This window comes from Streptomyces boninensis, from assembly GCF_048572725.1.
GTDB classification, from domain to species: Bacteria; Actinomycetota; Actinomycetes; order Streptomycetales; family Streptomycetaceae; genus Streptomyces; species Streptomyces boninensis.
This window is the reverse complement of record NZ_CP183837.1, coordinates 6,820,495-6,836,157: the sequence shown is the minus strand read 5'-3', so window position 1 is coordinate 6,836,157 and position 15,663 is coordinate 6,820,495. Positions and strand designations below refer to the sequence as shown.

Sequence of the window (15,663 nt, the reverse complement as noted above, 5' to 3'; positions counted from 1 at the left end):
AGTGGTGGTGCTCCCCAACCTACGCCGGACGCGGTCGGGGCTATGCGGGGGATGTTGACGGGGGTTAACCGCTTACGCGCTGCGGTCGAGCGCTCGCAGGCTGCGGTCCGTGATCGACCGTGCGCCGCGCCCTATGGCGATCGTGCCGGACTGGACCAGCTCCTTGATGCCGTACGGCTCCAGCATCTTCAGCATGGCGTCCAGCTTCTCGCTGCTGCCGGTGGCCTCGATGGTGACGGCCTCCGGGGAGACGTCGACCGTCTTGGCGCGGAAGAGCTGGACGATCTCGACGATCTGGCTGCGGGTCTCGTTGTCGGCGCGGACCTTCACCAGGACGAGCTCGCGCTGGATCGCAGCGCCGGGCTCGAGTTCGACGATCTTCAGGACGTTGACCAGCTTGTTGAGCTGCTTCGTGACCTGTTCGAGCGGCTGGTCCTCGACATTCACCACGATGGTCATGCGGGAGATGTCGGGGTGCTCGGTGGTGCCCACCGCGAGCGAGTCGATATTGAACCCGCGGCGGAAGAAGAGGGCGGAGATCCGGGCGAGGATGCCGGGCTTGTTCTCCACCAGGACGGAGAGCGTGTGCTTGGACATGGTCTCTTCAGTACCTTTCGCGCTCTCAGTCGTCTTCGCCGTCGCCGAAGTCCGGGCGGACGCCGCGCGCCGCCTGGATCTCGTCGTTGGAGGTGCCTGCGGCGACCATCGGCCAGACCTGCGCGTCCTCGTGGACGATGAAGTCGACGACCACCGGGCGGTCATTGATGGAGTTGGCCTTCTCGATGACCGCGTCCAGGTCGGCCGGGTCCTCGCAGCGGATCGCCTCGCAGCCCATGGCCTCGGACAGCTTCACGAAGTCCGGGACCCGGGTGCCGGCGGACGGCTGCTTGCCGTCGGCCTCGGGGCCGCTGTGCAGGACGGTGTTGGAGTACCGCTGGTTGTAGAAGAGGGTCTGCCACTGGCGGACCATGCCCAGGGCGCCGTTGTTGATGATGGCGACCTTGATCGGGATGTTGTTGAGGGCGCAGGTGACCAGCTCCTGGTTGGTCATCTGGAAGCAGCCGTCGCCGTCGATCGCCCAGACCGTGCGGCCCGGCTGCCCGGCCTTGGCGCCCATCGCGGCGGGGACCGCGTAGCCCATCGTCCCGGCGCCGCCGGAGTTCAGCCACGTGGCGGGCTTGTCGTAGTCGATGTAGTGGGCCGCCCACATCTGGTGCTGGCCGACGCCGGCCGCGTAGATGGTGCCCTCGGGGGCCAGCTCGCCGATCCGCTGGATGACCTGCTGCGGGGACAGCTGGCCGTTGTCGGGGGTCTCGTAGCCGAGCGGGTACGAGTCCCGCCAGCGGTCGAGGGTGGCGATCCACTCGCTGTAGTCGCCCTTGTGGCCGGCCTCCTGGTCGGCCTGCAGGGCGACGACCAGGTCGGCGATGACCTCGCGGGCGTCGCCGACGATCGGCACGTCCGCCTCGCGGTTCTTGCCGATCTCGGCCGGGTCGATGTCGGCGTGGATGACCTTCGCGTACGGGGCGAAGGAGTCCAGCTTGCCGGTGACCCGGTCGTCGAAGCGGGCGCCCAGGGCGATGAGCAGGTCGGACTTCTGCAGGGCGGTGACCGCGGCGACGCCGCCGTGCATGCCGGGCATGCCGTAGTGCTGCGGGTGGGTGTCGGGGAAGGCGCCGAGCGCCATCAGCGTGGTGACCACGGGGGCGCCGGTGAGCTCGGCGAGCACCTTCAGCTCGGCGGTCGCCTGGGCCTTGAGCACGCCGCCGCCGACGTAGAGGACGGGGCGCTTGGCGGCGCCGATGAGCTTGGCGGCCTCACGGATCTGCTTGGAGTGCGGCTTGGTCACCGGGCGGTAGCCGGGCAGGTCGTTCTTCGGCGGCCAGGCGAAGGTGGTCTTCGACTGCAGCGCGTCCTTGGCGATGTCGACCAGGACCGGGCCAGGACGGCCGGTGGCCGCGATGTGGAACGCCTCGGCGATCACCCGCGGGATCTCGGCCGGATCGGTGACCAGGAAGTTGTGCTTGGTGATCGGCATCGTGATGCCGCAGATGTCCGCCTCCTGGAAGGCGTCCGTGCCGATCGCCTTGGACGCGACCTGGCCGGTGATCGCGACCATGGGGACGGAGTCCATGTGGGCGTCGGCGATCGGGGTGACCAGGTTGGTGGCGCCGGGGCCGCTGGTCGCCATGCAGACGCCGACCCTGCCGGTGGCCTGCGCGTAGCCGGTGGCGGCGTGGCCTGCGCCCTGCTCGTGCCGCACCAGCACGTGCCGGACCTTGACCGAGTCCATCAGGGGGTCGTAGGCGGGGAGGATGGCGCCGCCGGGGATGCCGAAGACGGTGTCGGCGCCTACGGCCTCGAGCGAGAGGATGAGGGACTGCGCGCCCGTGACGCCCTTGGCGGGCGCGGGAGCGGCGGGAGCTTGCGCGGACGGGGCGGGGTTCTGGCCCCCGCTGCGGGCCCGCGGCGGCTGGGGATGAGGGGCCCCGGTGGCCTGCTCGGTCATCTGAGTCTCTTCTCGTCTGCTCGGTGGTGCCTGAGGGTTTTCGGTGGGTTTGGGCGGGCTGTCAGAGGCGCTTGTGCAACAAAAAACCCCTCGTGCCAGGTGGCAAGCGAGGGGAGCGCGTCGGGTGCGGTCCGCGGGAACTTCGTTCGTCCCGCTTCAGCCGACGCGCTTTCCAAGTACGAGAATTCGGGTGCGCATGGCACTGACCTTGCCCCTGACGCAAGGGGGGTGTCAAGTCGGTGGGACAGGCGTCTCACCATATGGGCGACCGGCCAGGTGGCCGACCCCGCGGACGATCATGTGAAGGCGATCGCCGAGGCGCCGCTGTCCGGCACCTCCTGCGGGACCGGGACGATGCCGCTGACCAGGGTGCGGCGTAACCGATGCTCTTCCAGGGGCTCGGCGAAGGCGAGGCCCTGGCCGTGCGTACAGCCCATGGCCGAGAGCAGGCCGACCTCCTCGGGGCCGTCGATGCCGTCGGCCACGGAGTCGAGGCCGAGGTCGCCCGCGATCCGCAGCAGCCCGGCCGTGATCTTCCGCAGCCGCTCGGACTCGGGCAGCCCTTCGACCAGGCTGCGGTCGAGCTTGAGGGTGTCCACCGGGAGGCGGCGCAGGGCGGCGATCGCGGCATTGCCATTGCCGAAGCCGTCGAGGGAGATGCGTACGCCCAGATGTCGCAGCGCGACCAGGCGGCGCTCCAGCTCATCGAGGCCGACCCGGGGGTCGTGGTCGCAGAGCTCGATGGCCAGCACCCCGGAGGGAAGGCCGTGCCGGGCGAGGAGCGCGGCGATGGTCTGCGGGGGCAGGCCGCGGTCCACGAGGCGCATGGCGGGAACGCGGACGGTGACCGGGACCGTATGCCCGGCGCGATGCCGCTCGGCGGCGCGGTGGATGGCCTCTTCGAGGAGCCAGCGGCCCAGCTCGGTGGTGCGGCCGTCGGCCTGGCCGCCCTGCTCGGCGATGCGGAGAAACTCCGCGGGGGTGTGCACGATGCCCTGCGCGGAGCGCCAGCGGGCGTGCGCCGCCACCGCTGCCACGCGGCCGCTGGCCAGCTCGACCACCGGCTGGTGGAGTAAGGAGAACTGCCCGTCATTGAGGGCGGAACCGAGGCGGTCGGCGAGCTGGGCCCGCCGCACCACCTCCGCCTGTAATTGCGGGGCGTAGAGCTCTACGCGCGCCTTGCCCGCCTGTTTAGCGCGATACATCGCCAGGTCGGCATTGCGCATCAGCTCCGCGGGCGTGACCCCGGGGTCGGCGAAGGCCACGCCGATGCTCGGCGTCACCCGCACCTCCACCCCGCCCACCGCATACGGCTCGGAGAGCCGCTCCCGCAGCCGGTCGGCGATCTCGAAGATCCGCACCTCGCGCGGCGTCCTGCTGCCGTCGCCGGTGATGAGCGCGGCGAATTCGTCGCCGCCGAGCCGGGACGCGGTGTCCCCGGACCGGACCGAGTCGTCCAGCCGGCGGGCCGCCTGGATCAACAGCTCGTCACCGGCGGCATGGCCCAGGGTGTCATTGACCGACTTGAAGCCGTCGAGGTCGATGAAGAGCACGGCCGTGCCCCGGTCGGAGGCGCGGCGGCCGACGAGCGCCTGCCGCACCCGCTCGGTGAACAGCGCCCGATTGGGGAGTTTGGTCAGCGTGTCGTGGGAGGCGGCGTACTGCAACTGCGCCTGCAGCCGGACTCGTTCGGTGACATCCCGGCTGTTGAAGATCAGGCCGCCGTGGTGGCGGTTGACCGTGGATTCGACATTGAGCCACTGGTCGCCGTCGCGCCCGTCGCCCGCTCTGAAGCGGCATTCAATGCGCGTCGACTGACCGTGGTCGCGCGGCATGGCGAGGAAGCGGCGCACCTCGTGCAGCACCCGCCCCAGGTCCTCGGGATGGATCAGCGAGGCCAGCTCGGAGCCGACCAGCTCCTCGGCCCGCCGCCCGTACACACCCGCGGCGGCGGGGCTCACGTACCGCAGCACGCCCGTGGGCGCCGCGATCATGATGACGTCGCTAGAGCCCTGGACCAGCGACCTGAAGTGGTTCTCCTTCTGGGCCAGCTCCTGGGTGAGGCTGATGTTGTCGAGCAGCATGATCGCCTGGCGTACGACCAGGGCGAGGACCACCGTGCAGGCCGTGATGAGCACGACGCGGTCGAGGCTGCGGCCCTCCAGGACGTTGTAGAGGATCCCGAGGGTGCACACGCCGGCGGCGAGATACGGGGCGAGCGCGGCGATCTTGTTGGCCCGCTGGCGGCGGGCCCGCGCGGCCGCCTCCGTCATCGCCGGAGCCGCGGCCTCCCGCCGCCCGACCCAGGGGGCGTACGCGAGCAGTATCGAGCCGCAGAACCAGCCCGCGTCGAGGATCTGCCCGGAGCGATAGCTCTCCTGCAGCAGCGGGGAGGTGAACAGGGCGTCGCACAGCACGGTGAGCGCCAGGGCGGCGATCGCGGTGTTGATCGCGGAGCGGTTGGCGGCGGTGCGCCGGAAGTGCAGCACCAGGACCATCGACACCAGGGCGATGTCGAGCAGCGGATACGCCAGGTTCAGCGCGACGACGGGGACAGAGCCGCCGTCGACGTCGGCGGTCTGGGCCAGCGCCAGCGACCAGGAGATGGTGAGTAAAGAGCCGCCGATCAGCCAGCTGTCGAGCGCGAGGCAGACCCAGCCGGCCCGGGTGACCGGGCGCTTGGCGAGGATGAGCAGCCCGACGACGGCGGGCGGCGCGAAGAGCAGGAAGCAGAAGTCGGCTACGGACGGCGATGGCACGGGCTCATCGAGAACGACCTCATACCAGCCCCAGACGGCATTGCCGAGGCCCGCCATGAAGGACGAGGCCCCGAACATCAGCCAGGCGGGTCGAAAGCGGCTCTGCCGGGTGTAGGCATAGCGCAGGCTGGACGCCGCGGCGGCGAAGGCGGCCGCGCTCAGCCCGAAGTCGCCCATGAAGAGGGCCATTTCGCGGGAGCCCCAGCCGAGGGCCGCGCCCGTGGCATACCCGCCGCAGAGCACGGCGAGGAGCAGCTGGGGCAGCAGGCCATTGCCGCGCGGGAGCGACGGCCGGAGCACGGCCCCGACGATGGCACTCACCATGCCTCCCCGGGGTGCGGCCGGGGGCGTAAGACCATGGCGCCGGGCGGACGGCAGCGGTGGATGAGACGGCGGCTCCGCCGGGGTGTCGTCTTGGTTTTCCACTCGCCGTGCACGCCCATCGCCCCCCTTGAGATTCCGGGTTACGGCGGCCGCTGCCGCGATCGCGCCAAACGATCGCGACATCACGCCGCATTCATCGAAGAGCTTCCCCCGCGACGGACGATACACCAGGATCGTCACTCAGGGACATACTTCTTCTACGCAGCGTAACTAGCTGACGGCGACGACGTGTTCCAGCGACTGCCCCTCGGCGAACCTCCGCAGCTGCGCTGCCAGCAGCTTCGCCGCCCGGGGGCGGAATGCGGAGGTGGGGCCTCCGGTATGCGGGCTGATCAGAACGCCGGGGGCGGACCAGAGCGGGTGCCCCACGGGCAGCGGCTCGGGGTCCGTGACGTCGAGCGCGGCCCGGAGCCGCTCCGACTCCACCTCACTGACCAGGGCTTTTGTGTCGACTACGGGCCCGCGGGCGACATTCACCAGCAGCGCCCCGTCCTTCATCCGCCTCAAGAATGCCGCATCCACGAGGCCACGGGTGTCCTCCGTGAGCGGCGTGACGACGATGACGACATCCGAGTCCGGGAGCAGCGTGGGGAGTTCGGTGGTGGAGTGCACCGGACCGCGCGGAGTTGCACGAGAGGAGCGTGCGACGCGAATGACCCGCGCGCACTCAAAGCCCGCAAGCCGGTCCTCGACGGCGGCGCCGATCGCCCCGTACCCGAGAATCAGCACGGTCTTGTCGGCAAGGGACGGGTGGAAGCCGGACTTCCACTCCTGCCGGTCCTGCCGTCGTACGAACTGGGGAATGCCGCGCAGCGACGCGAGCGTGAGCGTGAGGGCGAGTTCGGCGGTGGAGGCCTCGTGCACGCCGCGGGCATTGCAGACGGTGACGCCCGGCTGCAGGTCGCGGATGGCGGGGAGGTAGGCGTCGACGCCTGCGGTGAGGGTCTGGACGGCCTTGAGGCGCGGCATCTGCCGCATGGGGGCTGCGGTGATGGCCGGATCGGTCATGTACGGCGGCACGTAGAAGACGCAGTCCGCCGGGTCGGCGGGCCATTCCGTGGTGCCGTCCCAGTAGACGTAGTCCAGGGAGCCGGGCAGCCCGGCGATCTCGTCGGGCGGCAGCGCCAGCCACACCTGTCCTGAGTCCATGGTCGTCAGGCTATGCGACGCGCTGTCGGTGCGACGGGCTAGGGTGCGGTCTGCAGGACGGAGGGAGCGGGTCCGTTGGAACGCAGGACGATCGGTGCGGCGGCCCTCGAGGTGGGGGCGGTCGGCCTCGGTTGCATGCCGATGAGCTGGGCGTACGCGTCCTCGCAGCAGAACGGCGAGACCTCGTTGCAGGCGCTGCACGCGGCGCTGGACGCGGGGGTCTCGCTGCTCGATACGGCGGATATGTACGGGCCGTTCACCAACGAGCATCTGGTCGGCCGGGTGCTCAAGGAGCGGCGCGCGGATGCCTTCGTATCGACGAAGGTCGGGCTGCTGGTGGGCGAGCAGCACATCGTCGCCAATGGCCGTCCGTCGTATGTGCGGCGGGCCTGCGATGCGTCGCTGCGGCGGCTGCAGACCGATGTGATCGATCTCTATCAGCTGCATCGCGCCGACCCCGAGGTGCCGGTCGAGGAGACCTGGGGCGCGATGGCGGAGCTGGTGCGGGAGGGAAAGGTGCGCGCGCTGGGGCTGTGCGCGGTGGGCGCGCGCGGCGCCTCGCGGCGGGCCGGCGCCGATCTGCATGAGTCGACGATCGCGCAGCTGCGGCGGGTGCAGCAGGAGTTCCCGGTGTCGGCCGTCGAGGCGGAGCTGTCGGTGTGGTCGCCGGAGGCGCTGGCGTCGCTGGTGCCGTGGTGCGAGGCGCGCGGGGTCGGCTTTCTCGCGGCGATGCCGCTGGGGCACGGCTTCCTGAGCGGCCGGCTGACGCCGGGCGAGGGCTTCGAGCCGGATGACGTACGAGCGCGCCATCCGCGCTTCACCGCGGAGATGATGGCGGCGAACCAGCCGGTGGTGGCGGGGCTGCGGCGGGTGGCCGAGCGGCACGACCGCTCCCCGGCGCAGGTGGCGCTGGCGTGGGTGCTGGCGCAGGGGCGCCATGTGGTGCCGGTGCCGGGCACGAAGCGCGCCCAGTGGGCGAAGGAGAACGCGGGCGCCGCGGAGGTGCGGCTGAGCGCCGCTGACATGGCTGAGATTGCGTCGCTGCCTGCGGCTCAGGGGTCGTGGGACTGAACCCACCCACCCGCCCGTTGCTGTGTGCGACAGGGGTGGGGGCTGACCTCCAGGGGGTATCGCACGCAGCAACGGGGCCGGCGCCCGGCAGCGCTTCGAGGGTGCGGGGTGGGGGTGCGCCCGCAGCGCGGGGCTGAGCAGCACGCGCCAGCCATAGATGTCGGTGCCGCGTGAGGACGTACCCCCACCCCGCACCCGGCCCACGACGGCGGCCGACCCGCCTCAAGCCTGCCCGGCGATTGAGGGCAAGCGCCGCCAGGCGCGTCCGGCCCTCGGCGGCGACCGGCCCGCCTCAAGCCCGCCCGGCGCTTAAGGGCGAGCCCCGGCAGGCGCGATCTACCCGGGCGCAGCGCAACGCGCCCCGACGTGGAACCGAACGCCGATTTATGGTGTAACCCAGGTCACCCGTGCCGTCCCGTCCGGAGGACACATGCATCGCCGTGCCGCCGTTTCCCTCGCCGCCTCTGTCGTGCTGCTGCTTGCCGGCTGTTCCTCCGGGGACGGGGGCGGGGAGGAGCCCGACAAGCGGCCCAGCGGCTCCGATCGGAGCGACAACTCCGCCCCCGCGGGCAAGGGTGACGTGCCGCCCGCGAAGGGCGCCGTCGAGGTCGTCAAGACCGTCGCCGAGGGGCTCAAGTCGCCGTGGGGCATGGTCGTGCTGCCCGGCGGGGATCTGCTCGTGGCCTCCCGCGACGAGGGGACCATCACCCGCGTGGCGGCAGACAGCGGCAAGAAATCCGAGGTCGGCGAGGTGCCCGGCGTGCGGCCCGGCGGCGAGGGCGGGCTGCTCGGTCTGGCCATGGGGGACGACAGCCAGCTGTACGCGTACTTCACCTCCGACTCCGACAACCGCATCGTCCGGATGATCTACGACGAGAAGAAGCCCAAGGGGCAGCAGCTCGGCGCCCCCGACGTCATCTTCCGCGGGCTGGAGAAGGACCAGAACCACAACGGCGGCCGCATCGCCTTCGGGCCCGACGGCATGCTCTACGTCGGCACCGGCGAGCGCTACCACCCCGACCTCGCCCAGGAGAAGGACAAGCCGAACGGCAAGATCCTGCGGATGACCCCGGACGGCGAGCCCGCCAAGGGCAATCCGAAGGCCGATTCCGTCGTCTACGACTACGGCCACCGCAATGTCCAGGGCCTCGCCTGGGACGACGAAAAGCGGCTCTGGGCCTCGGAGTTCGGCCAGGACACCTGGGACGAGCTCAACCACATCCAGCCCGGCAAGAACTACGGCTGGCCGGTCGTCGAGGGCAAGAGCGAAAACAAGCGCTACGTCAGCCCGCTGGAGCAGTGGCGCACCTCCGAGGCCTCCCCCAGCGGCCTCGCGTACGCCAAGGGCTCCCTCTGGATGGCGGGCCTGCGCGGCAACCGGCTCTGGCGGATCCCGCTCGACGGCACCAAGACCGCCGCCGAGCCGCAGGCGTTCCTGGAGCGCGAGTACGGGCGGCTGCGCACCGTCGTCGCGCTGGAGAACGGGGACCTCCTCGTCACCACCAGCAACACCGACGGGCGCGGGGACGTACGCGATGGGGACGACCGGATTCTGCGGCTCAAGGTCAGCTGAACAATCTGAGGCGGTGGGCCGCCGCCGCGGCCTCCCCCCGGCTGGAAACCCCCAGCTTCCCCAGGATGTTGGAGACGTGCACGCTCGCCGTCTTCGGCGAGATGAAGAGCTCGTCCGCGATCTGCCGGTTGGAGCGCCCGGAGGCGACCAGGCGCAGCACATCCCGCTCGCGGGAGGTGAGGCCGAGCTGTTGCACGGGGTCCTGCGGCAGCTCCTGTGAGCCGCCCGCCAGCGCCACCCGCGCCCGCGCCGCCAGCGCCTCGACATCAGCGACGAGCGGCGCCGCCCCCAGCCCGGCGGCGCTCTCGTGTGCCAGCCGCAGCAGCTCCGTCGGCTCCTCCCGCTCCGCGGGCCGCGCCGCCAGCAGCGCCTGCCCGTACCGGAACCGGGCCCGCGCCAGGTGATACGGCCATCCCTGCGGCTCCCACGCCGCCACCGCCTCCGCCCACCGCTCGGCGGCCGCGGCCTCGGCGCCCTCCGCCGACAGCAGCTCGGCCTCGGTGCCGAGCCCCTGCGCCTGCCACGCCGGGGCGAAGCGCGGCAGCCCGCCGGTCGCCTTGCGGATACGGGCGACCGCCGCCGCCCGCCCGGCCTGCGCGGCGGGCAGCACCCGGGCGTCGGCCTCCGCCGCGGCGGCCTCGTACAGCAGCGGCCAGGCGTACCGCTGCATGCCCATCGGGAAGCCGTCGGCGGTGGCCTGCGCCAGCAGCGCCCTGACCTCCTGGATGTGGCCCCCGGCGGCGGCGATGGCGAGTTCGGCGCGGATCATGGGGAGGGTGTACTGGGGGTGTACGTCGTGTACGTCGAGGTGTTTGCGGGCCTCGGTGAGCTCCGCGGCCGCGGCCTCCATGTCGCCGCGGAGGATGGCCAGGTTGGTGCGGCGGATCGCAGTGCCGCCGAGCCGCTTGGGGCTGGTCACCATGCGGGCGACCTCGGCGGTCCCCGCCTCCGCCTCGGCCCAGCGGCCCAGGGAGATGAGGGAGTTGCCGAGATTGCCGAGCGCGAAGGCGACGCCGTCGGTGAGGCCGTAGCGGCCCAGCTGCTCGACCGCCTCCTCGCCGCGCTCCCGCGCCTCGGCGGAGCGGCCGAGGCCCTCCAGGCAGTCGGCCAGGTTCAGGTGCGAGCGGGAGATCACCGTCGGGGAGCCGAGCAGCAGGGCGCGCCTGCGGATCTCGTACAGCTCGGCGATGCCGCCCTCGACGTCGCCGGCGTCGACGGTCATCCAGCCGAGCGGGATGCGGATGTCGAGCTCGGTCTCCTCGTCGCCGACCAGGCGGGCCAGGTCCACGGCGCGCTGGGCGGTCGCCATCGCCTCGCGGCCCGGGGTGTGCAGCGCCTGCCAGGTGGCGACCTCGGAGAGCACGTACGCGTGCACGGGCGACGGCGGCAGGCCGCGTACCAGCTCCTCCGCCTTCGCCAGCTCCGCCCAGCCGTCGCTGCGCGACGTCATCTGCACGACGATGGCGCGCTCGGTCCAGAACCAGGCGGCGCGCAGCGCGCTGTCCGCGCTCTGCGGGCGCGCCTCCAGCAGCCGCAGCGCCTGCTTGGTGATGGTCACGCCCCGCTCCGGCTCGGAGGTGAGCCGCGCCGCCACCGCCGCGTCGGCCAGCAGGTCGAGCACGTCCTGCCCGCCCTTGGCCGCCTCCGGGGCCTCGTCCCACAGCTCGACGGCCCGGTCCAGGAGCTGCAGTTGCTCGGCGTGGGCGTGCCGCCGTGAGGCGTCGGCGGCGGCCTGGAGCGTGGCGGGCAAGGCGCGGGCGGCGTCGCGGGCCTGGTACCAGAAGCTGGCCAGCCGGGCGGCGCGCTCTTCAGGTCGTACGAGCCCGGGGGCGGCCTCCAGCGCCTCGGCGTACCGGCGCGCCACCTGGTGCCGCTCGCCCGGCAGCAGGTCGCCCGCCACGGCCTCGCGGAGCAGCGCGTGCCGGAAGCGGAAGACGTCGTCGTTGGGCGCTTCGCCCGCCGCGCGCAGGATGCCCGCGTCGACCGCGGCGCGCAGGGCGGTGATCAGCTCGTCCTCCGGGAGGCCCGCGACGGCGGCCAGCAGCGCGTACTCGACGGTGGACCCGCCGCCCCCGGCGATCCGCACCACCCGCTGCACGCTCTCCGGCAGCGCTTCGATACGGACCAGGAGCAGGTCGCGGAGCGATTCGCTGAGCGGGCCGCCGCGGGCGGTGGCGCCGGAGAGGGCCAGCTCCTCTACGAAGAATGCGTTGCCGTCGGAGCGGGTGAAGACGGCGTCGAGGAGGGCGGCGTCCGGTGCGTCGCCGCCGTGGATGCCGGCGATCTGGCCTGAGACCTCGGCACGGGTGAGGCGGGGCAGTTCGAGGCGCTGGACGGTGCGCAGCCGGTCGAGTTCGGCGAGGGCGGGGCGGAGGGGGTGGCGGCGGTCGAGGTCGTCGGAGCGGTAGGTGGCCACGATGAGGAGCTTGGCGTCGCCCAGGGAGCGCAGCAGGTACGCGAGGAGCTCGCGGGTGGAGCGGTCGGCCCAGTGCAGGTCCTCGACGACGAGGACGAGGGGGCGGTCCGCGGTGAGCCGCTCCAGCAGCCGCGCGGTGAGGTCGAACAGCCGCCCGCGCGCGGCCGCTTCCGGCCTGGCACCGGCCTCGCCGATGCGCTCGCCGAGGACGCCGAGGTCGGGCAGCAGGCTCGCCAGGTCGTCCTCGCGGCCGGCGGCGGCCTCGTCCATAGCGGTGCCGAGGGTACGGCGCAGGGCGCGGAGCGCGGTGGTGAGCGGGGCAAAGGGGAGGCCTTCCGCGCCGGCCTCGACGCAGCCGCCGAGGGCGGTGACGGCGCCGTCCGCCTCGGCCGCATGCAGGAACTCCTCGACCAGGCGGCTCTTCCCCACCCCGGCCTCGCCACCGACCAGCACCGCCTGCGGGGCGCCTGCGGCGGCGCGGGCGAGCGCGGCGCGGAGCGCTTCCAGCTGGGGGTCGCGGCCTACGAAGACGGGGCTGACGCGGGATGGTTGGGAGCTCACGTGGTTGAGCATGCCACGGACGGGCTTTAATTCGGGTCCAGCACCGGGCGGGCCTTGTACGCCGCCTCCCCCCGGCTCGAAACGCCCAGCTTGGTCAGCACGTTGGACACATGCGTGCTGACCGTCTTCGGGGAGATGTAGAGCTCGGCCGCTATCTGCCGGTTGGTACGGCCCGTAGCCACCAGTCGAAGCACCTCGCGCTCCCGCGCCGTGAGGCCGAAGTCCGCGCGGGGAGGCTGCGGCCCGGGCTCTTCGCCCAGCGGCACTCCGGCGCGGGAGGCGAGGTGCTCCAGCTCGGCACGCAGCGGCGCGGCCCGCAGCCGCTGCGCGGTCTCGTACGCCCGGCCGAGCAGCGGCACGGCGGCGCCGCGCTGCCCGCCCGCCAGCAGCGCCTCGGCGTGCCGGTGCCGGGCGAGGGCCAGCTCGTACGGGCGGTCCAGGGGCTCGAAGGCGGCGGCAGCGGCGGCCCAGGCGGCGGGTTCGGACGCGCCTTCCGCACGGCCGAGTTCGGCCTCAGTGAGCTTCGCGTACGCGGCCCAGACAAGGGCATCCTGCGGGAGCGCGGCTGCGGCCGCGCGCAGCCGGGCGGTCAGGGGCTGCCGGCCGGGGACATCTTGCGGGGCCTGCGGCGCGCGGGTATCCCGCAAGCGCGCCGCGTTCGCCTCGACCAGCCGGGCGCGCGGGCTGTCCGCCCCCGGCCCGCCCGCGCTCGCCGCCGCTGCCGCCACCCGCAGCAGGGGCCAGGCATGGCGCTGCTGGCCGGCGGGAAAGCCCTGGTCCAGGGCGGTGCGGATGAGGCCGGCGGCCTCCGCGTGGTCGCCGCGCCGCGCCGCCAGCTCCACGTCCATCGTGCGCAGCGGGATCGCGACCTGCGGCTGGCTCGCCTCCGCGCCGAGGAGCTCGCGGGCGTCCGCGAGGTGTGCGGCGGCCGCCTCGTCGTGGCCGCGGAGCAGGGACAGGGCCGCGCGGTTCGCCGCGATCGTGCCGCGCATCAGCGGGGAGCGGGCGTGTTCCGCGGCGGTGTCGAGGGTGGCGGTGGCGTTGTCCCAGCGGCCCAGGGCGCGCAGCGACTCCGCCGCGTTGGACAGGGAGAACGCCTGGACGTCGGCGCGGCCGTGCCGCCCTGCCGTGGCGGCCGCCGCCTCCGCGGCCTCGATGGACTCCGCCGAGCGGCCCAGGCCCTCCAGCTCGCCGGACAGGTTCAGTCCGGCCCGTACCATCCCGAAGTGGTCGCCCAGCTCATGCGCGCGCTCGCGGGCCGCCAGTAGATCGGCCAGGCCCCTGTCGTGGTCGCCGAGGAGGCAGCGCAGCACCCCCGCGGTGACCCGCGCGTTGACCTCCTCGCCCTCGCAGCCGCTGGTGGCGGCGAGCGTCATCGCCGACTCCGCGGTGCGCAGGCCGTCCGCGGAGGGCTCGTGCAGCATCGCCCAGCCCGCGGCGGCGTTGAGCACGGCCGCCTGCACCCGCGACGGCGGCTGCCCGGCGAGCAGGTCGCGGGCCCGGCTGATCTCCTTCCAGCCGTCGCCGCGCCCCAGCTCGCAGACGAGGCGGTCCCGCTGCAGCCAGAACCAGGCCGCCCGTACCGGCTCCCGCACCTCGTCGACGATCTTCAGCGCCCACTTCGCCGCTGAGTACGCCCGCTCGTGCTCCCCCGCGTACCGCGCGGCGATCACCTTCTCGGCCAGCAGGTCGACATAGCCACCCGCGGGCGGATACGCCTCCGCCTTCCCGAGGTCCGCCCAGTCCACCGCGGCGCAGACCTCGTCCGGCGCCTCGTCCCACAGTTCCAGCGCCCGGTCGAGGAGTTCGTGCTGCTCCGCGAAGGCGTGCCGCCCGCGCGCCTCGGCCGCCGCCGCGAGCACCGCGGGCAGCGCCTTCGCGGCGACGCGGGCGTGGTGCCAGTGGCGGGCGATGCGGGTGAGGCGTTCCTCGGCGGGCACCAGCGACGGGTCGGCGGAAAGCACCTCCGCGTAGCGGCGGTTCAGCCGGGAGCGCTCCCCCGGCAGCAGGTCGTCGCAGACCGCCTCGCGCAGCAGCGCATGCCGCCAGCGGTACGCCTCCCGCCCGGCCGACGCGTCCGGTACGAGCACGCAGCCGGCCACGGCCGCGCGCAGCGCGTCCAGCAGCTCGTCCTCGGGCATGGCGGAGACCGCCGCCAGCAGCCCGTACTCGACGAGGTCGCCGCCCTCCCCCGCCATCCTGAGCACCCGCTGGGCATGCTCCGGCAGCTCCTCGATCCGTACCAGCAGCAGGTCGCGCAGCGATTCGCTCAGCCGGTCGCCGCCGGAGTGGGCGAGCTCTTCCACGAAGAAGGGGTTGCCGTCGGTGCGGTTGAAGACCCGGGCCACCAGCGCGGGGTCGGGTGCGGCGACGGCGCGGATCCCGGCGAGCTGGGCGCGCACCTCCTCGCGGGTGAGGCGGCGCAGGTCGAGGCGGGTGACGATGCGCATCCGGTCGAGCTGGGCCAGGAAGGGGCGCAGCGGGTGGCGGCGGTGGACGTCGTCGGAGCGGTACGTGGCGACGACCAGCAGCCGCGCCCGGTGCACCGAGCGGTACAGGTAGGCCAGCAGCTCGCGGCTGGAGCGGTCGGCCCAGTGCAGGTCCTCGACGACCAGCACCACGGTGCGGTCGGCGGCCAGCCGCTCCAGGGCCTGCGCGGTCAGCTCGAAGAGCCGGGCGCGGCCCTCCCGCGGGTCGGACACGGCATCGGGGGCGAACTCGGGAAGTGCTGCCGCGAGTTCGGCCTCGCTGCCGGTCAGGGCGCGGGTGGCGGTGACGAAGGGGTGGTACGGGAGGCCGTCCGTGCCCAGTTCCAGGCAGCGGCCGACCGCGGTGAGTGCGCCGCGCTCCTCGGCGCCGCGCAGGAACTCCTCCAGCAGCCGGGTCTTGCCGACGCCGGCTTCTCCCCCGATCAAAAACGCCTGCGGCTCGCCCGCATCGGCGCGGGCGAGCGCGGCGTTCAGTGCTTCCATCTCTTCCGTACGGCCGGCGAATACCGGGCTCAGGCGGAGGCTCTCCACGGCGGAGAGCACGCTTGAGAATGTTGCGGTACGGGCGCTGTCGGGCGCCGCCATGTCACGCGGCCTTCACCCACTGGCGACCCTGCGAGCGGCCGGATACGCGGCCGCCCTTGCGCGCTGCCTTCGCGGCCTTCGCGGCCTCGCGGGCGAGGCGCCGCTCGGCGGCCTGGCGGTGGAGCTCGGTGGCGCGGGCTTCGTGAAGCTCGTATTCAAACATTCGC

The 15,663-nt window shown here is 73.0% G+C and carries 9 protein-coding genes; 2 read left to right on the top strand and 7 right to left on the bottom strand.

Features of this window, described 5'->3' with window-relative positions; genetic code table 11:
• Window positions 1–72 precede the first annotated feature (72 nt).
• From ilvN to ACNNMR_RS31295, 4 genes are all read right to left on the bottom strand, one after another.
• Window positions 73–597: an acetolactate synthase small subunit gene (gene ilvN, locus ACNNMR_RS31310; RefSeq protein ID WP_419998047.1), complete on the bottom strand. Its 525-nt coding sequence runs from the start codon at window positions 595–597 to the stop codon at window positions 73–75.
• Window positions 598–622: 25 nt separating this feature from the next.
• Entirely contained in the window at window positions 623–2,509 is a 1,887-nt protein-coding gene (locus ACNNMR_RS31305) for an acetolactate synthase large subunit (RefSeq protein ID WP_419998046.1), read from the bottom strand.
• Between the two features lie 296 nt (window positions 2,510–2,805).
• The gene (locus ACNNMR_RS31300; protein WP_419998045.1) at window positions 2,806–5,592 is read right to left on the bottom strand and encodes a putative bifunctional diguanylate cyclase/phosphodiesterase; all 2,787 of its coding nucleotides are present in this window, start codon (window positions 5,590–5,592) and stop codon (window positions 2,806–2,808) included.
• A 270-nt stretch (window positions 5,593–5,862) separates the two neighbouring features.
• Entirely contained in the window at window positions 5,863–6,786 is a 924-nt protein-coding gene (locus ACNNMR_RS31295; protein WP_420000545.1) for a 2-hydroxyacid dehydrogenase, read from the bottom strand.
• Window positions 6,787–6,876: 90 nt separating this feature from the next.
• Here ACNNMR_RS31295 and ACNNMR_RS31290 point away from each other — a divergent pair, with 90 nt between their 5' ends.
• Both ACNNMR_RS31290 and ACNNMR_RS31285 read left to right on the top strand, forming a co-directional pair.
• Complete coding sequence (locus ACNNMR_RS31290) at window positions 6,877–7,872, top strand: aldo/keto reductase (RefSeq protein WP_419998044.1); 996 nt, start codon at window positions 6,877–6,879, stop codon at window positions 7,870–7,872.
• 430 nt (window positions 7,873–8,302) lie between these two features.
• Entirely contained in the window at window positions 8,303–9,445 is a 1,143-nt protein-coding gene (locus ACNNMR_RS31285; RefSeq protein ID WP_419998043.1) for a PQQ-dependent sugar dehydrogenase, read from the top strand.
• Here ACNNMR_RS31285 and ACNNMR_RS31280 read toward each other — a convergent pair.
• The 3 genes from ACNNMR_RS31280 to ACNNMR_RS31270 are packed head-to-tail and all read right to left on the bottom strand — an operon-like array spanning window position 9,438 to window position 15,659.
• Window positions 9,438–12,434, bottom strand: a complete 2,997-nt coding sequence (locus tag ACNNMR_RS31280; RefSeq protein WP_419998042.1) for a helix-turn-helix transcriptional regulator — start codon at window positions 12,432–12,434, stop codon at window positions 9,438–9,440. The two genes, ACNNMR_RS31285 and ACNNMR_RS31280, sit on opposite strands and share 8 nt — an antisense overlap.
• 14 nt (window positions 12,435–12,448) lie before the next feature.
• The gene (locus tag ACNNMR_RS31275) at window positions 12,449–15,454 is read right to left on the bottom strand and encodes a helix-turn-helix transcriptional regulator (RefSeq protein ID WP_419998041.1); all 3,006 of its coding nucleotides are present in this window, start codon (window positions 15,452–15,454) and stop codon (window positions 12,449–12,451) included.
• A 43-nt stretch (window positions 15,455–15,497) separates the two neighbouring features.
• Window positions 15,498–15,659, bottom strand: coding sequence for a hypothetical protein (locus ACNNMR_RS31270; protein ID WP_419998040.1), 162 nt, complete (start codon window positions 15,657–15,659; stop codon window positions 15,498–15,500).
• Window positions 15,660–15,663 lie beyond the last annotated feature (4 nt).